Here is a 17,424-nt window from a genome sequence, read left to right on the forward strand (position 1 = left end):
GGTAACGAGATGTGACGGGGTTCGACGTCAGCAACGATAAACACTGGGGTGGTATGCAAGTCGATCTTGATGTCGATGGAACGCAAGTAGCCGGGTTGCCGCGCTTTCAGCAGGCGCTTTTTCACGGGCGGCGATTGCGTCAGTACGCGATTGGCTTGAGTGCCGTGGCAGCGGTGGGGCTGGTGCTGGCGTTTTTTGTCGCGCTGTTTGCGCCGCAGTCGTTGTGGGGCGCGCTGCTGGTCAACCAGAGCGCCGGGTTGCTGGTGCTGGTCGCCGGTCTGCAATCGGCCTGGTGGGTAACCGAATGGCGTGCGCGGGCGATGAGCCCGATTGTGTCGGTGCCGGTTATCGTCGAGGAAGACGCTGTCGCACCGGTGGGTTGGTACGAGCGCTTGCTGGATCGCATTAGTCAGCGCTGGGTGCATCTGCTGGCGCAGATTGGTGCCTCAACATTCTGGCTGATCGGCTGGGCAGTGTTGACGTTGTTCAGCATCGAGCAAATCTGGAATCTGGCTCTGACGCCCGCCATGCTGGGCTTGTCCGCCAGTGTCGGCGCTGCGCTGTCATTGCTGCTGGCCTTCGGTTTGCTGGTGCTGGAACGGCAACTGGCGCAGGAAAATGCTGCCGAATGGCCCGAAGCCGGTTCGTTGGCACAGCTGACCCGTGTCGCGATTATTTGTCTGGTACTGAGTGCGCTGTGTCTGTTGTTCGGCAATGACACCTCGGTCTGGCCCGTGCGTCTGGCGGTGTTGATCGGCTTGCTGCCGGGTCTGGTGGCCGTTGAGCTGCTGTTGCGCGCGGCGCTGTCGCTGTTCAGTCCGCAGCGTGAAAACATTGAACCCTCGCTGCTGGCGCGCAGCTTCGTCGCCGATATGCTGCGCTGGCCGCCACAACCGTTGCTGGCGTTGCAGCACGAATTGCACAACCGCTTCGGCATCGACCTGCGGCAAATCTGGGCCTTCACCTACATGCGCCGGGCATTTTTTCCGGTATTGGCGGTGGTGGCTATTGTCGGTTGGTCGCTGACCGGCATTCACGAAATCCCGTTGCAAGGGCGTGGCATCTACGAACGATTTGGCAAACCGGTGGAGGTCTTCGGCCCTGGTTTGCACGCAGGTTTGCCGTGGCCGTTGGGTCGGGTGTTGAGCGTCGAGAACGGAGTGGTGCACGAGCTGGCCACCAGCGTCGGCGAAGCTTCGGCTCCTGTGGTCGCCGAACCTGCTGAAGGGCCGGCCCCGGCGATTGCCAATCGCTTGTGGGACGCCAGCCATGTGAACGATAAATCCCAAGTTATCGCCAGCAGCCGTGCGGACAAGCAGAGCTTCCAGATCGTCAACATGGACGTGCGTTTTGTCTATCGCATTGGCCTGAGCGACAAAGACGCGCTGGCCGCGACCTACAACAGTGCCGATGTGCCGACGCTGATTCGCAGCACCGCCAGCCGGATTCTGGTGCACGATTTTGCCTCGCGCACCCTCGACGGTTTACTCGGTGAAGACCGGGTAGGGCTGGGCGAAGAAATCGGTCGGGCAGTGCAGGACGACCTGCAAAAACTCGGCAGCGGCGTGGAAATTCTCGCGACCGTGGTTGAGGCGATTCACCCTCCGGCCGGTGCCGCCAATGCTTATCACGCTGTACAAGCCGCGCAGATTGGCGCCCAGGCATTGATCTCCCGCGAGCGCGGCGCGGCAGCAGAGGCGACCAACCAGGCGCAGTTGCAGGCCAGCATCGCCCGCGATCAAGCCACCGCCAATGCCCGTGAAATCAACGCGACGGCGCAAGCTTCGGACTTGCGTTTCAGCGCCGAGCGCAAAGCCTACGCCAGTGCCGGTCAGGCCTTTGTGCTGGAACAGTATTTCAGTCAGCTGACCCAAGGCCTGGCCAACGCCAAGCTATTGGTTCTCGATCATCGCCTGGGCGGCAGCAGCAACGCGCCGACCATCGACCTCCGTACATTTACGCTGCCGGCTGACCCTGCGTCGCCGCGTAACACCGCTCAGCCAGGAGCCACCCATTGAGCCAGTCGCATACTCACGATCACGATGACCACACTGGCCACGATCACGGCCACGGCGGGCATCACCACGGGCATCACCATCATCACCACGGTGCTCCCGAAGAGGCCGGTCCATTCCCGTGGCGTCGCATGGGCTGGGCGGCGTTGCTGGTGGCGTTCGCCATCGCTGCCGCGAGCCTGGTGCAAGTGCGCTCGGGGGAGGCGACGGTGATTACCCGTTTCGGCAATCCGTCGCGGGTGTTGCTCGAACCGGGTCTGGGCTGGCGTTGGCCGGCGCCATTCGAAGCGGCGATTCCGGTGGATCTGCGCTTGCGAACGACCTCCAGCGGTTTGCAGGATGTCGGCACGCGGGACGGTTTGCGCATCATCGTTCAGGCTTACGTGGCGTGGCAGGTGCAGGGTGATCCGGACAACGTGCAGCGCTTTATGCGCGCCGTGCAGAACCAGCCGGATGAAGCGGCGCGGCAGATTCGCACGTTCGTTGGCTCGGCCCTCGAAACCACCGCCAGCAGTTTTGATCTGGCCAACCTGGTGAACACCGACGCTAACCAAGTGCACATCGCCGATTTCGAAGCGCAGTTGCGTCAGCAGATCGATCAGCAGTTGCTCACCACGTATGGCGTGCGCGTGCTGCAAGTCGGCATTGAACGACTGACGCTGCCGTCGGTGACGCTCACCGCCACCGTTGATCGCATGCGCGCCGAGCGTGAAACAATTGCCACCGAACGCACGGCGATCGGCAAACGCGAAGCCGCGCAAATCCGCTCTGCCGCCGAGCGTGACGCGCGCATCGTTCAGGCCGATGCCACGGTGAAAGCTGCCGACATTGAGGCGCAATCCCGAGTCGAGGCCGCGCAGATTTACGGCCGCGCCTACGCCGGATCGCCGCAGTTGTATAACTTGCTGCGCTCGCTCGACACCTTGGGCACGATTGTTTCACCGGGCACCAAACTGATTTTGCGCACCGACGCGGCGCCATTCCGCGTGTTGGTTGACGGTCCGCCGAGCCTCGAAAACAAGTCCGGGTCTCAGCCATGAAATTAGTTCCACGTGGAACAAATGAGTTAAGCAGTCCCTGGATTCAGGCTGGGCGCTTGGCTTTTCTGGCGCTTTACGCCGTCACGGTGCTGGCTGCTTTGGCTTGGGCGTTCTCCAACGTGCGGCAGATTGATCCGCAAAACCGTGCTGTGGTTTTGCACTTTGGCGCGCTGGATCGCATCCAGAATGCTGGCCTGTTGTTGGCTTGGCCGCGCCCGTTCGAGCAGGTGATTTTGTTGCCGGCGGCGGATCGGGTGATCGAACGCCGAGTGGAAAATTTGCTGCGCAGCGATGTGGCATTGCAAGCGGATCGAGTGGCGACCTTTGCCACGCCGCTCAGTGATGCGCTCGCCGGCTCCGGTTATTTGCTGACCGGTGATGCCGGTGTGGTGCAACTGGATGTGCGGGTGTTTTACAAAGTCACCGAGCCGTATGCCTTCGTCCTTCAAGGTGAACATGTACTGCCGGCACTGGATCGGTTGGTCACCCGCAGCGCATTGGCGCTCACCGCCGCGCGGGATCTGGACACGATTCTGGTGGCCCGACCTGAGCTGATCGGCGCTGACAACAAAGCCGCCGAACGTCGTGAACGCTTGCGCGGTGATCTGGTGCAAGGCATCAATCAACGCCTGGCCGAACTGACCGCAACGGGGCAGGGGATTGGCATTGAAGTCGCCCGGGTGGATGTGCAATCGAGCCTGCCCGGCCCGGCGGTGAACGCGTTCAACGCGGTTCTGACCGCCAGCCAGCAAGCCGACAAAGCCGTGGCCAATGCGCGCACCGAAGCCGAGAAACTCACCCAGACCGCCAACGAACAAGCCGACCGAACCGTGCAGGTCGCCCACGCTCAAGCCAGCGAACGACTGGCCAAAGCTTCGGCAGATACGGCAACGGTTTTGAGCCTGGCCAAGGCGACCGATCCGCAAATGCTGCTGCGGATTTACCGTGAGCGCATGCCGAAGATTCTCGGGCAGGCTGGTTCGGTGACCACGGTCGATCCGAAAGACGATTCCCGCCTGATCATTCAGGGAGCTGCACAATGACTGCCCAAACCGCCGCCGCACCGAGCATGTTGTCCTCGGCCGAGCAACGTAGCGCCGCGCGCCAACTGACTTTGGCGATGCTCGCTCTGGGCTTGCTGGGTCTCGGCCTGATCTGGCGTTGGGTATCGCCGGAGCAGACCGGAGTCAGTCAGTTGCTGCTGGGTTTCGCCTCGCTGCTGGTCGCCGTGCCGGTGATGCGATCGGCCTGGTACAGCTTGCGCTATCCGAGCTTGCACGGGATCACCGATCAACTGATTGCCCTGGCGATGCTCGGTGCCTGGGCCACGGGTGATCTGCTCACTGCAGCGTTGCTGCCGATCATCATGATCTTCGGCCACGTACTGGAAGAGCGCAGCGTGATCGGCTCGCAAGAGGCGATTCATGCCCTCGGCAAACTGACCCGCAGCCATGCGCGCAAGGTCCAGGCTGACGGCACTGTGATTGAAGTCGACAACGGCACGCTCAAGTCAGGCGACATTGTGGAAGTGCGTGCCGGTGACCGAGTGCCGGCGGATGGTCGGGTATTGTCCGGCCAGGCGAGCCTCGACACTGCATCGATTACCGGCGAGTCGGTGCCGCTGGAAGCAGTGGTTGGCATGAGCGTGTTCGGTGGCGCGATCAACCTCGATGGCCTGCTGCGCATTGAAGTGACCCGCACCGGCAACGAATCGACCCTCGGCAAAGTCATCGCGCTGATGCAAAGCGCTGAGCGTTCCAAACCGCCGATCACCCGATTGCTGGAGCGTTACGCCGGCAGCTACATGGTGCTGGTGTTGCTGCTCGCCGCCGTAACCTGGTTCATCACAAACGACGCCCAGGCAATGTTGGCGGTGTTGGTGGCGGCGTGTCCGTGTGCATTGGTGCTGTCGGCACCGGCCACGGCGATTGCTGGAGTCGCGGTAGCGGCACGTCACGGGATTCTGATTCGCAGCTCGGCGTTTCTCGAAGAACTGGCGGACCTGACGTCGCTGGTGGTAGATAAAACCGGGACGCTGACCTTCGGCACCTTGCGCCTGCAATCCATCGACAGTCCGTTGGAGGACCGTAGCCATGTGCTGAAACTGGCCGCCAGTCTTGGTTCTGCAAGCAGTCATCCGGTCAGTCGCGCGTTGGCGAGCCTGGTGACTCAGGAACATTTTCTGCGGCTCTCCGACATCCACGAACGCCAGGGTCTGGGCGTGGTGGCGATGACGGAGCAGGGCGAGGCAGCGCTCGGTCGCCCGGAATTGTTCGCGCAGTTGGGCATCGCTACTTCGGCCGTTCCAGAACACGACGGACCGATTGCCGGGCTGGCGCTGAACGGTGAGTTTCTCGCCTGGCTGTTGCTGGCGGACACCGTCAAACCAGAAGCCCGATTTGCCTTGAATGAATTGCGTGAGCTGGGCTTGGGTCGGCAGTTATTGCTCACGGGTGATCGGCAAAGTGTCGCGCACACATTGGCTCGCGACGTCGGTATCAGCGACGTCGAAGCCCAGGCCTTGCCCGAAGACAAACTCAATCGCGTGCTGACGGAAATCGGTAGCGGCTTCCGGCCGATGGTGGTGGGTGACGGCATCAACGATTCCCTCGCGCTGAAGGCCGGTGTTGTCGGCGTGGCGATGGGCGCTGGCGGGGCGGATATCGCGCTCGCATCAGCGGACATCGTGCTGATCGGCAGCGACCTGCGCCGCCTCGGGACGTGTGTACGGTTGAGCCGCCAGTGCCGCCAGACATTGCAGGTCAACGTGATCATCGGCCTGGGCTGGACCCTGGCGATCGTCGCCTTCGCGGCATTCGGTTGGCTCGGCGCGGCGGGGGCGATGATTGCCGCGTTGCTGCATAACCTGAGCACGTTGCTGGTGTTGGGGAACGCCGGCCGGTTGTTGCGGTTTCAGGAGCCTTTGCTCAAGTTGAAAGACGAGGCCTGAAGCGGCTCTAAACCGGGGAGATCACGGCGAAACCAACTTTTTAGAACTGTATGCATTTTTCGTAGTCATCTAGGGTGAAGGCCATCAGTTTGCAGATTCACGACGGCTGGTTGAAGCGCCGCGAGTTATAGAAAAACGCTATTAAATCGATAGCCAGCTATTTTTCTAAGATGGTCTACCCTCACATCAGACGTCTGAAACAAGGGGGATAAACCATGCTCGCGCAACTTCCACCGGCCTTACAGAATCTGCAGCTACCGCTACGCCTGCGACTCTGGGACGGCCATGAATTCAATCTGGGGCCGACGCCCAGCGTCACTATTGTGGTCAAGGACCCACAAATGGTCAGTCAGTTGACCCACCCAAGCCTGGACGCACTGGGGGCAGCGTTTGTCGAAGGCAAGCTTGAGCTGGAAGGCTCAATCAGCGATGTGATCCGCGTCGTTGATGAGTGGAGCCAGGCATTGCTGGGTGACGCCGACAGTCAGCCGGTTCGTCTTGTCCACGACAAGGAAACCGACGCCAAAGCGATTTCCTACCACTACGACCTCTCCAACGCGTTTTATCAGCTGTGGCTCGACAGCGACATGGCGTATTCCTGCGCCTATTTCGAGACCGGCAGCGAAACGCTGGAGCAAGCCCAACAAGCCAAATTCCGTCATCTATGCCGCAAGTTGCGTCTGCAACCGGGCGACTATCTGCTGGATGTCGGTTGCGGCTGGGGTGGACTGGCGCGCTACGCGGCACGGGAGTTCGGCGCGAAGGTGTTCGGCATTACCCTGAGCAAAGAGCAACTGGCCCTGGCCCGTGAGCGGGTTAAAGAGGAAGGCTTGGAAGACCTGATTGAACTGCAACTGCTCGACTACCGCGATCTGCCTCAGGATGGGCGTTTCGACAAAGTAGTCAGTGTCGGCATGTTCGAACACGTCGGCCACGCGAACCTGGCCGAGTACTGCAAAATCCTGTTCGGCGCGGTGAAGGAGGGCGGCCTGGTGATGAACCACGGGATCACCGCCAAGTACACCGATGGCCGTCCCGTAGGACGCGGTGCCGGTGATTTCATCGAGAAGTACGTGTTCCCCAACGGCGAGCTGCCACACCTGTCGATGATCTCTGCGCAGATCAGCGAAGCAGGGCTGGAGATTGTCGATGTCGAGAGCCTGCGTCTGCACTATGCGCGCACCCTCGACCACTGGAGCGAACGCCTCGAAGACAATCTGGAAGCCGCCGCCAAAGAGGTACCGCAGCAAGCTTTGCGGATCTGGCGGCTGTACCTGGCCGGTTGCGCTTATGCCTTCGCCAAAGGCTGGATAAATCTGCACCAGATCCTCGCGGTGAAAGCCCATCCCGATGGCAGCCATGAACTGCCCTGGACTCGCGACGACATCTACACGCCTTAAAGGATCGGTGAAATAAGCCGGGCGACCCGCATGCCAATCTGTTGCAGGCGGTGGGTCTCCCGGCTTTCTTCTTTGGCGATCTCGTGGGCCTGGGCGAAGTCATCGTTAAGCATGTGTTCCACTTCGGCGGCGAACGCGCTGTCGACGGTCAGCAACATCACTTCGAAATTCAGCCGGAACGAACGGTTGTCCAGATTGGCGCTGCCAATGGCGCTGATTTCGCTGTCGATCAACACCACTTTCTGATGCAGGAATCCCGGTTCGTAGCGGAAGACGCGCACGCCCGCGCGAACGGCTTCGAAAGCGTAAAGGCTGGAGGCGGCGTAGACGATTCGGTGATCCGGTCGCGACGGCAGCAGAAGCCGCACATCCACACCGCGCAGTACCGCCAGGCGCAACGCGGCGAATACCGCTTCGTCCGGTATGAAGTAAGGGCTGGTGATCCACACCCGTTCCGTCGCCGCGTGAATGGCTTCGACGAAGAACAGTGAACAGGTCTCGTAGGAATCTGCCGGGCCGCTGGCGAGCAATTGGCAGAGCACGCCGTCGTCTGGGTAAACGTCCGGCAGGATCAGCGGCGGGAGCGTACGGGCGGCCCAGAACCAGTCCTCGGCGAAAGATTCCTGCATGCAGGCCACCACCGGCCCGCGCACCTGAACATGGGTATCGCGCCACGGCGCCAGGGGCGGTTTCTCGCCCATGTATTCGTCGCCAACGTTGTGTCCGCCGACGAAGCCCAGCACGCCGTCGACCACCACGATCTTTCGGTGGTTACGGAAGTTGACCTGGAACCGGTTGAGCCAGCCGCTACGGGTAGCGAAGGCTTTGACCTCGACACCGGCGTCGCGCAACGGCTGCACGTAGCTATGGGGCAACGAGTGGCTGCCGATGCGGTCGTAAAGTAAATAGACCGCCACGCCTTCGGCGGCTTTCTTCAGCAGCAGCGCTTGCAGGCGTTGGCCGAGCCGGTCGTCGTGGATGATAAAGAACTGGACCAGCACTGCTTCCCTGGCGTGGCTGATAGCGTCGAAAATCGCTTCGAAGGTCGCCGTGCCGTTGATCAGCAAGTGCACTTCGTTGTTCGCCAGGCACGGCATGCGCCCCAGTTTTGGCATCGCCCTTAATGAAGCGTAGGCGCTGGATGCGCGGGCGGTCAGGGCTTCTTCGACCCAGGGCCGCCAGTTCAGCTCGGAGATGGCCTTGCGCATTTCTTCGTTGGCCTGGCGCCGCGCCTTGATGTAACCATCGAAGGTGCTGCGGCCGAAGACCAGATAAGGGATAAGCGTCAGGTAGGGAATGAACAACAGCGACAGGGCCCAGGCAATCGAGCCTTGGGCGGTTCGAACGGTCAACACGGCGTGGATGGCGGCAATCAGGCCCAGCGTGTGCAATAGCGCGATCAGATAACCGAAAATGTGCGGTCCAAAATAATCCATGGGGCAACCTTGCTCCTGAAGATTCAATACGTAAAAGACCATGTTCCGTGCAGAATGTCGCTATTTAATTGGCCCATGAACCGAAGCACATGGCTGACGTCTAACGGCCACTAATGATCAGGAGTTACTCGATGAACGTTCGTCTGCTGGGTTTGGCCATGGCCCTTGGTTTGTCCCTTCCTGTGGCTGCTCAGGCGCAGATGCTGCAACCGGGTCTGTGGGAATTGACCACAAGCAACATGAAAGTCGATGACCAGAACCTGCCGGATCTGCAATTGATCCTCGGCCAGTTGCAAGGCCAGATGACCCCGGCACAGCGCGCGCAGCTGGAGAAGCAGGGCATCACCATGGGCGGCAAAGGGATCCGTGCGTGCCTGACTCAGGCTCAGGTTGCATCGGACAACATTCCGCTGACGGACCCGCAATCGGGCTGCAAGCAGGAAATCACCGACCGTACCGGGAACCAGTGGAAATTCCGCTTCAGCTGCCCGAAAGCGCAAGGTGCGGGTGTTGCTACGTTCCTGAGTGATCGTGAGTTCACCACCAAGGTTAACGGCACCTTCAATGCTACCGGCATTCAGCAGAAGGGTAGCCTGGATACCCGTGCGGTGTGGCTGGGTCAGGATTGCGGGACCGTTAAGCCGAGGGCTTAAAAGCTTCGCGGGCAAGCCTCGCTCCTACAGATATCACCCTCTGTAGGAGCGAGGCTTGCCCGCGAAAGCGTCCATTCAAACGCCGAGATCCTTCGGGTGTAAAAACCCACACACCTCATCAATCCGCATGCGCCCGAAATCTTCCCCGCTGCAACTGCGCACGCTGACGAACCCGCCATGCTTTTCCTTCTCTCCGACCACCAACAGATATGGCACGCTGCGCTCGCTGTGCAGGCGAATCTTGTAGCCGATCTTCTCGTTGCGCAGATCAACATGAGCGCGCACACCGCTGCGTCGCAGCTCCTCGGTCACTGATTGCGTGTAGGCAATCTGGCGCTCGTCGATGTTCACCACCATCACTTGCGGTGGTGCGCGCCAATGTTCCAGCTCGTGTTGGCTCGGCCAGCATGTCCCGTAGATTCGTTGCAGCGAGGTACCGCCTACGTGATCCAGGGCGAAGGCTTGCAGCACTCTGGTGGCCGGCACATGCGGGCCCTTGGTCAAGTATTCGCCGTCGCCCATGCGGTACACCGAATGCTGTTCGGTTGAAGACAGTGGCCGCTGTCGGATCGAGTGATTGCCCGCCGCGAGCATGTGCATGCGCACTTCAATCGGGGTCAGGTCCGCCAGGGTTAACGCCCGTTGCAATGCAAACTCATAGAAGAAGCCATCACCGAGTGCCGAGCCCTTCAACAGCAGGACACTCGGATGCAGCTGCTTCACTGCCATGGCCAGCATCAGCGCACAGGAGCGGCGCAGGATCTCCAGGCCATCGGGTTCCTGAGGCGTGACGATACTGACCCGGGCATCGCCGTGGATCATGAATCCACAGTCCACCAACACGCCGTCCACCCGACCGGCTACCGCCGCTTTGGCCAACGCGGGCCCGATACTCGCCGCCAGCTCATACACGGAAAGTGGCTGATCGTATTCGCGCAGTGAGCCGTCGGGCAGGGTGATATGGATCATGGTCACTGGTCTCGGGAATGGAAGCGTTAGCGCATGAAGCGCAGGGGCAAACCCTGGCAGCTGTCATGTAGACGATTGGCGTGCCAGGCAATTTGCCCCGACACCAGTGTGGTGCTGACGCTGTGGCGAAAACGATGGTGGACGAAGGGCGTCCAGCCGCACTGCGAGAGAATCGGTTGCTGGGAAACGGCGACGCCTTCGGGCTCGGGTTGGATCAGCACCAGATCGGCCCAATAGCCTTCGCGCAGATAACCACGATCAGGAATCGCGAACAAATCGGCGACCCGGTGACTGGTCTTGGCCACGAGGGTGGTGATCGGCAGCACTTCATCCGCGACCAATTCCAACAGCGCGGGGAGGGCGTGTTGCACCAGCGGCAAACCTGATGGCGCCTGACTGTAGGGCCGCTGTTTTTCCGCCCAGGTGTGGGGCGCATGATCGCTGCCGATCACATCCAGCCGATTGCTCAGCAAGGCTTGGCGCAAGGCATCACGGTCGCTCTGGAACTTGATCGCCGGGTTGCATTTGATCAGGTTGCCCAGGCGTGGATAGTCGCGATCATCGAACAGCAAATGATGCAGGCAGACTTCGGCGGTGATGTTTTTCTGGGCCAGTGGCTCGTTGTCGAACAGCTCAAGTTCCGCCGCCGTCGTCAGGTGCAAAACATGCAGTCGAGTGCCGTGACGTTTGGCCAGTTCCACGGCCATTGATGACGAGCGAAAGCAGGCCTCGGCATTGCGGATCAGCGGATGGGCCGCCGCAGGAATCTGTTCGCCGTACAGCGCGCGAAGGGTCGCGGCATTCGCGTCGATGCTCGGCGTGTGTTCGCAGTGGGCCAACAGGATCGTCGGCACTTCGGCAAACAACCGCTCGAGAATCCGCGGATCGTCCACCAGCATGTTGCCGGTGGAGGCGCCCATGAACACTTTCACCCCGGCGACTTCGCAAGGATTGAGCGCGGCAACCGTGTCGAGATTGTCGTTGCTCACGCCGAAGTGAAAGCCGTAGTTGGCCACCGAGTTGATCGCCGCCCGGCGCTTTTTGTCGGCCAAGGCGTCGAGGGTGAGGGTGGCCGGATTGGTGTTGGGCATGTCCATGAAACTGGTAATGCCGCCGGCCACCGCCGCTCGTGATTCGGTGTAGAAGCTGCCCTTGTCCGGAGCACCCGGATCACGGAAATGCACCTGGTCATCGATCATGCCCGGCAACAGCCATTGACCCCGGGCATCGATTTCCACGTCCGCGATTTCGCCTTCGATGCTGCTGGCGATCTTGACGATGCGGCCATTGCTGACCAACAGATCGCCGTCAGACACACGGCCTTCGTTCACCAACCGGGCGTTGCGAATCAGCACGCTGCTCATGGTCAGAACTCGTTCTGCAGGGCTTTGTAGCCGCGCACCAGATCGACGTTGGTGCGCGCCACGTCCTCGGAAAACTCCGAGGCGCTGATGCTTACCGGCGGGAACTGCGACAGGTCGGTGCCTGGGCCAATACGTGTAGTGGACGGCACGTAGAAGGCATCGGGCAAGTCCCGGCCGTCGACTACCGAATTGTGCCGAACCACGCAGCCGTTCCCGACCGAGCAGTTGAACAGCACGCTGTTGAAGCCGATGAATACCCGGTCGCCGACGGTGCAGGGGCCATGCACGATTGAGCGGTGGGCGATGGAGCTGAACTCGCCGATGGTCACCGCCGCGCCGGACTTGGAATGGATCACCACACCGTCCTGAATGTTCGAGTTAGCGCCGATGGTGATCGGCTCCATCGCGCCCGAGGCATCGACTTCGTCAGCACGAATCACCGCGTAGGGACCGACGAAGACGTTCTCGCCGATCACTACTTTGCCGCAAATGATCGCGGTCTTATCCACGTAAGCGGACTCCGCAATCACCGGCAGATCACCTGAAGGATTCTTTCGGATCATGGTTTGCTCAACGCGTTGTAGAGGGTGTTGAGGTTGTATTCGAACAGACCGGCGAAGGTGCTGGCCGGGCCGGTTGCCGCGAGCGCATCGGAGTAAAGCGTGCCGCCAATGTGCGCGCCGCTTTCATCGGCAATCTGCTTGAGCAGGCGGGCGTCCTTGATGTTTTCCATGAACACCGCTTTGACCTTGGCCTGGCGAATCTGGGTGATCAATTGCGCCACTTCCGCGGCCGAGGGTTCACGCTCGGTGGACAGACCTTGAGGGGCCATGAAGTCGATGCCGTAGGCCTGGCCCAGATAGCCGAACGCGTCATGCGACGTGACGATCTTGCGGTTGCCCGGTGGCAGCGAACCGAGCTTGGCCTTGGCTTCGGCGAGCAGGGCGTAGATCTGTTTCAGATAGGCCTGGCTGTTGCGTTCGTAGTCAGCCTTGTTCGCTGGGTCGGCAGCGATCAGCGCTTTGGTGATGTTGGCGATGTACAGCTCGGTGTTCGCCAGGTTGTGCCAGGCGTGCGGGTCGGGAACGGTTTCACCGTCTTCATCCAGCGAGCGCGGAATCACGCCGTGGCTGGCGCTGATCACCGGCGCTTTGGTTTCGGTGCTGGTTACCAGGCGATCCAGCCATGGCTCAAACCCGAGGCCGTTCTTGATGATGAGCTTGGCCTTGAGCAAGGCTTTGGCATCGTCCGGGGTCGGCTCGTAGGTGTGCGCGTCGGCGTCCGGGCCGACCATGTTGGTGATCTGGATATGCTCGCCGCCGACCTGATGGGTCATGTCGGCAAGGATGCTGAAACTGGTGACCACCTGGAGTTTTTCTGCGGCAGACAGCGACATCGACAGCATCAAACTGAACAGCACGAGTAAAGCGCGCATCGGGAAACACCTCATTGGGATGTGAGCAAAGGCGGGCGGCGCAGCAAGCCGTGCACCGGACCGAACACCACGGACAGCAGATACAGACCCCCAGCCACCAGCACGATGGCCGGACCGCTGGGCAGCGAGTAATAGAACGACAGCAACAAACCGAGCCACACCGAGAGGCAACCGAGTACGGCGGCGATGGCCATCAGCACCGGCAGGCGGCGGCTCCAGAATCGCGAAGCGGCCGCCGGCAACATCATCAAACCGACCACCATCAGCGCGCCGATGGCCTGGAAACCGATCACCAGATTCAGCACCACGAGGGTCAGAAACACCCCGTGAGCGAGCGGCCCGAGACGGCTGACGGTTTGCAGGAAAAGTGGGTCGAGGGTGTCGAGCAACAGCGGTTTATAGATCAGGGCCATGGCGATCAGGCTGAAGCCGGAAACCCAGAGCATGCCGGTGAGGGTGGGGCCATCGACTGCCAATGCCGAGCCGAATAGCAGGTGTAATAAGTCCAGGCGTTTGCCGGCGATGCCGAGGATCAGCACGCCACTGGCGAGGGAGATCGGGTAGATCGCGGCGAGGCTGGCGTCTTCGCGCAGGCCAGTGCGACGGGTGATCCATGCGGCGAGTCCGGCCATGCTCAGGCCGGCGCTGAGGCCGCCGATGGTCAGTGCCGGAAGACTCAGACCGGCGAACCAGAAGCCCAGCGCGGCGCCGGGCAAGATGCCGTGAGCGACGGCGTCACCGATCAGACTCATGCGGCGCAGGATCAAAAACACGCCAAGGGGTGCGGTGCTGCAAGCCAGAACCAGACCGCCGAGCAATGCCCGGCGCATGAAGACGAACTCGTGGAACGGTTGCCAAAGATGTGCGGCGGCGATCATCAGGCCACCTGCGATTGCGGTTGTTGGCGGATCAATTCGGTGCTGGGTCCGAGGGTGCAGCCGCTGCTTTTGATCAGCAAGGTTTGTGGGATGTGTTGGCGCACGGCGGCGAGGTCATGGCACACGACGACCAGCGTTCGACCTTCGGCATGCCAGGCGTGGATGTGTTTCCACAGCAGTTCCTGGCCGAGTTCATCGAGGGCAGCGTGGGGTTCGTCGAGCAACAGCAAAGGCGCTTCGGCGAGGCTCAGGCGGGCAAGCAACGCGCGTTGTAATTCGCCACCGGAGAGCGCCATCAGCGGACGGTGTTCCAAGCCTGACAGACACCAATCATCCAGAACGGCTTTGAGTTTTTGGCTGCGGGCTTCAGGCGTTTGCTTGCTGCCCCAGAATCCGGCGGCTACCAACTCTTGCAAACTGATGGGGAATTGTCGGTCCAGATGTTGTTGCTGGGGCAGGAATGAGAGGCCGCCCTTGCGTGGAACGTCCAGCACGATTTTGCCGGCCAGCGGTTTTTGCAGGCCGGCAATGACTTTCAGCAGGCTGCTTTTGCCCGAGCCATTGGCGCCGATTACCGCAGTCAGACTGCCCTCGGGCAATTCAAAATCCACTGCTGGCGTTAGGGGTTGACCGGGTGCGCCCCAGCGTAGGGATTGGCAGCGAATCATTTTGCCTCCCAGTTGTGGCGACTTTCGGCGACTGCGTCGTGAGCGTGAAGGCTCTCGGCGTGCACGACTCGTATGTGGAAAGCGTTGATGCCGGGAGAGCGTTTCAGGGCCAGGTTCAAGCGTCGTGCGGCGTCTTCGCAGAACATCAGGTTCTGACCATTGGCCAAGGCGAAGGCTTGTTCATCGGCGCGTTTTACCGCCGTTTGCACGGCTGTGCCGAGGGCGGCTTCGGCGTCGTTGATGACGGCGATCAAGGGCAGATCGTCGAGAAAATCGTCCAGGTGCAACTGTAATTGCGCAGTGCTGCGTTGACTGTGTGGTGTGGCGACGATGCCTTTTGTCGAACCCAGCCAGGCTAAAACATCGGCGTGTTGCAGCGGCTTGTTGGCGAAGTCATCGACGAATTGCTGTTGGATTAATTGACGGGATAACGCTGCGGAACACGGGCACGTCGAGGAATAAGCAACGTCGATTTTTAGTTCCACGTGGAACATATCGTTTTTTAATCGTGCTTCGATGCTCGCTGGATAGGTTTTCCAGCCAGCCAATGGGCTGACCAGTGCCGGTCGTTTGAGCAGTAAATCGACGTGAATTTTCAGGTAAGCGCTGGAGCACAATCCTTCGTGGCTGTCGAGAAAACGCTGCAAAACACGGCGTAGTAAACCTGGTGTGAGGTTCTCCTGTTCAAGCACTTCCAGCGCCAGATACAGCCGCGACATGTGAATGCCGCGCGCTTCGCCATCGTCCAGGCTGACACCGGCATCGGCTTTGGCGCTCAGTCGTTGGCCATCGAATAAAACAGGAAGAGCAATGCCGCACATGCCCACCCACTCGAGTGGCAGGGCTTGGCGTGAGGCCTGCGCGGCGATATCCGGCAGAGTCAGCGCATTCATGAGCAGGTCCATCGTGGGAGTTGATTTGGCATGTTATATTATTACACTAACATCGACGATGCCTTTTTCGCCAGCGGGCTTTCACCATGCACAGACGTCACTTGCTCAACCTGATTCTGGCCAGCGCGGCCTTCGCTTTACCCTTTGGTGTTTCGGCCACGCAGATTCGCAACGCACGGCTCTGGCATTCGGATGACAAGTTGCGATTGGTGTTCGATCTGAGTGGGCCGGTGCAATTCAAGACGTTCACCCTGAGTTCGCCCGAGCGGCTGATCATCGATCTGAGCGGCGCGAACCTCAGCGGCGATTTCAGTCAGTTGGCGTTGAACAACACGGTGATCCGCTCAATCCGTTCCGGCCACTACGGTCAGGGCGACACCCGAATCGTCCTCGACCTCAGCGCGCCAGTGCAGCTCAACAGTTTTCAACTGCCGCCCCAGGACGGGCAGGGCCATCGACTGGTGCTCGATATGAAGACCGCTACGCCGATGCAGATTGCAGCAGCGCCAATCCCTGAGCCGATCATCGACAAGGCTCACCCCAAGCGCGACATCATCGTGGTCGTCGACCCCGGCCACGGCGGCAAAGACCCGGGCGCGGTCGGTGCCAAAGGTGAGCGGGAAAAAGACGTGGTGCTGTCGATCGCTCAACTACTGGCCAAACGACTGAAACGCGAGAAGGGCTACGACGTGAAACTGGTGCGCAACGACGACTTCTTCGTCCCGCTGCGCAAACGCGTGGAGATCGCCCGCAAGCACAACGCCGACATGTTTATCTCGGTGCACGCCGATGCCGCGCCACGGCTCACAGCGTCCGGCGCGTCGGTGTATTGCCTGTCAGAAGGCGGCGCGACCTCGGCCACGGCCCGGTTCATGGCGCAGCGGGAGAACGGCGCCGATCTGCTGGGCGCCACCAGCCTGCTCAACCTCAAGGACAAGGACCCGATGCTCGCCGGGGTGATTCTCGATATGTCGATGAACGCGACCATCGCCGCCAGCCTGCAACTGGGCAGCACCGTGCTTGGCAGCCTGGCCGGCATCACCACGCTGCATCAGAAGCGCGTGGAACAGGCCGGATTCGCGGTGCTGAAGTCGCCGGACGTGCCATCGATCCTGGTGGAAACCGGCTTCATTTCCAACGCCCGCGACAGTCAGCGGCTGGTGACGGCGCGGCATCAACAGGCCGTGGCTGACGGATTGTTCGAAGGCCTGCAGCGCTATTTCCAGAAGAATCCGCCGCTCAACAGCTACGTCGCCTGGCAGCAGGAACAGAAAAAAGCCCAGGCCTAACAGCCGGCAACCCGGCTGCAGGTGAATTTGCCGCTGCTACCGCCGGAGCTGGAAAACCGATTGATGGTGGTCCAGCCAACTCGGCGGGTGTAGCCAATCCAGGCTTCGCCGTCGGAGGCGAGCCCGGTGAAAAACGTCAGTTGCCCGTAGCGGCTGCTGGTCTGCGCCCAATAGCGTTTCCCGACCACTTCAAAGCCTCGCAGATAGATCGTGCTACCGACGGTGTTGACGCTGTAGGCGTTGCCGTCGGGGTCGACACACGCGAGCAGATTGGCGCTGCGGGTGCATTTCGCCAGTGTCGGGATTTGGCCCCAGGCATCGACGGCGACTAGCAGCGAAAGACCCAGCAGCGAATACTTCAGGACGTTTCCCATGGCGTTTCTCAAGGAGCGAACAGGCTCAAGCATCGGGCCCTTTGTCGTGGTGAGCAAGAG

At 60.8% G+C, this 17,424-nt stretch carries 16 protein-coding genes; 7 read left to right on the plus strand and 9 right to left on the minus strand.

Features of this window, described 5'->3' with window-relative positions:
• Positions 1–53: 53 nt before the first annotated feature.
• The 5 genes from hflK (NK667_RS27650) to cfaB all read left to right on the plus strand — a co-directional run bounded on the left by hflK (NK667_RS27650) (position 54) and on the right by cfaB (position 7,405).
• The gene (hflK, locus tag NK667_RS27650; RefSeq protein ID WP_054617235.1) at positions 54–2,018 is read left to right on the plus strand and encodes a protease modulator HflK; all 1,965 of its coding nucleotides are present in this window, start codon (positions 54–56) and stop codon (positions 2,016–2,018) included.
• The gene (gene hflC, locus NK667_RS27655) at positions 2,015–3,055 is read left to right on the plus strand and encodes a protease modulator HflC (protein WP_054048226.1); all 1,041 of its coding nucleotides are present in this window, start codon (positions 2,015–2,017) and stop codon (positions 3,053–3,055) included. The genes hflK (NK667_RS27650) and hflC overlap by 4 nt, the downstream gene beginning before the upstream one ends.
• Positions 3,052–4,098 (plus strand): protease modulator HflK, encoded by a 1,047-nt coding sequence (gene hflK / locus NK667_RS27660; protein WP_054048228.1) that lies wholly within the window; start codon positions 3,052–3,054, stop codon positions 4,096–4,098. The genes hflC and hflK (NK667_RS27660) overlap by 4 nt, the downstream gene beginning before the upstream one ends.
• Positions 4,095–6,005 carry a heavy metal translocating P-type ATPase gene (locus tag NK667_RS27665; protein ID WP_054617105.1) on the plus strand — a complete coding sequence of 637 codons (1,911 nt, stop codon included), beginning with the start codon at positions 4,095–4,097 and terminating at the stop codon, positions 6,003–6,005. Before hflK (NK667_RS27660) ends, NK667_RS27665 begins: the two co-directional genes overlap by 4 nt.
• A 215-nt stretch (positions 6,006–6,220) precedes the next feature.
• A complete protein-coding gene (gene cfaB / locus NK667_RS27670) occupies positions 6,221–7,405 on the plus strand; it encodes a C17 cyclopropane fatty acid synthase CfaB (RefSeq protein WP_054617104.1) in 1,185 nt (394 codons plus the stop codon).
• Here cfaB and cls read toward each other — a convergent pair.
• On the minus strand, positions 7,402–8,841 hold the full coding sequence (gene cls, locus NK667_RS27675) for a cardiolipin synthase (RefSeq protein WP_054617103.1): 1,440 nt from the start codon (positions 8,839–8,841) through the stop codon (positions 7,402–7,404). The two genes, cfaB and cls, sit on opposite strands and share 4 nt — an antisense overlap.
• Before the next feature lie 131 nt (positions 8,842–8,972).
• Here cls and NK667_RS27680 point away from each other — a divergent pair, with 131 nt between their 5' ends.
• On the plus strand, positions 8,973–9,494 hold the full coding sequence (locus NK667_RS27680) for a DUF3617 domain-containing protein (RefSeq protein ID WP_054617102.1): 522 nt from the start codon (positions 8,973–8,975) through the stop codon (positions 9,492–9,494).
• A 75-nt stretch (positions 9,495–9,569) separates the two neighbouring features.
• Here the strand turns inward: NK667_RS27680 and NK667_RS27685 are convergent, their stop codons facing one another.
• From NK667_RS27685 to folE2, 7 genes are read right to left on the minus strand one after another with little or no spacing between them, the layout of a single operon-like run.
• The gene (locus tag NK667_RS27685) at positions 9,570–10,463 is read right to left on the minus strand and encodes a His/Gly/Thr/Pro-type tRNA ligase C-terminal domain-containing protein (RefSeq protein ID WP_054617101.1); all 894 of its coding nucleotides are present in this window, start codon (positions 10,461–10,463) and stop codon (positions 9,570–9,572) included.
• 26 nt (positions 10,464–10,489) lie between these two features.
• Positions 10,490–11,827: a dihydroorotase gene (locus NK667_RS27690; RefSeq protein ID WP_054617100.1), complete on the minus strand. Its 1,338-nt coding sequence runs from the start codon at positions 11,825–11,827 to the stop codon at positions 10,490–10,492.
• Positions 11,828–11,829: 2 nt separating this feature from the next.
• Complete coding sequence (locus NK667_RS27695; protein ID WP_054617099.1) at positions 11,830–12,390, minus strand: gamma carbonic anhydrase family protein; 561 nt, start codon at positions 12,388–12,390, stop codon at positions 11,830–11,832.
• Positions 12,387–13,262, minus strand: coding sequence for a metal ABC transporter substrate-binding protein (locus tag NK667_RS27700; RefSeq protein WP_054617098.1), 876 nt, complete (start codon positions 13,260–13,262; stop codon positions 12,387–12,389). Before NK667_RS27700 ends, NK667_RS27695 begins: the two co-directional genes overlap by 4 nt.
• Before the next feature lie 11 nt (positions 13,263–13,273).
• Positions 13,274–14,140 (minus strand): metal ABC transporter permease, encoded by an 867-nt coding sequence (locus NK667_RS27705; protein WP_054617097.1) that lies wholly within the window; start codon positions 14,138–14,140, stop codon positions 13,274–13,276.
• Entirely contained in the window at positions 14,140–14,808 is a 669-nt protein-coding gene (locus NK667_RS27710; protein WP_054617096.1) for a metal ABC transporter ATP-binding protein, read from the minus strand. The genes NK667_RS27705 and NK667_RS27710 overlap by 1 nt, the downstream gene beginning before the upstream one ends.
• Positions 14,805–15,701 (minus strand): GTP cyclohydrolase FolE2, encoded by an 897-nt coding sequence (gene folE2 / locus NK667_RS27715; protein WP_054617095.1) that lies wholly within the window; start codon positions 15,699–15,701, stop codon positions 14,805–14,807. Before folE2 ends, NK667_RS27710 begins: the two co-directional genes overlap by 4 nt.
• A gap of 86 nt (positions 15,702–15,787) precedes the next feature.
• Between folE2 and NK667_RS27720 the strand changes: the two genes are divergently transcribed.
• Positions 15,788–16,990 carry an N-acetylmuramoyl-L-alanine amidase gene (locus tag NK667_RS27720; protein WP_054617094.1) on the plus strand — a complete coding sequence of 401 codons (1,203 nt, stop codon included), beginning with the start codon at positions 15,788–15,790 and terminating at the stop codon, positions 16,988–16,990.
• Here NK667_RS27720 and NK667_RS27725 read toward each other — a convergent pair.
• On the minus strand, positions 16,987–17,364 hold the full coding sequence (locus NK667_RS27725; protein ID WP_054617093.1) for a hypothetical protein: 378 nt from the start codon (positions 17,362–17,364) through the stop codon (positions 16,987–16,989). The two genes, NK667_RS27720 and NK667_RS27725, sit on opposite strands and share 4 nt — an antisense overlap.
• Between the last annotated feature and the right edge of the window lie 60 nt (positions 17,365–17,424).

It is taken from the genome of Pseudomonas nunensis, assembly GCF_024296925.1.
In the GTDB taxonomy this organism is placed as follows: domain Bacteria; phylum Pseudomonadota; class Gammaproteobacteria; order Pseudomonadales; family Pseudomonadaceae; genus Aquipseudomonas; species Aquipseudomonas nunensis.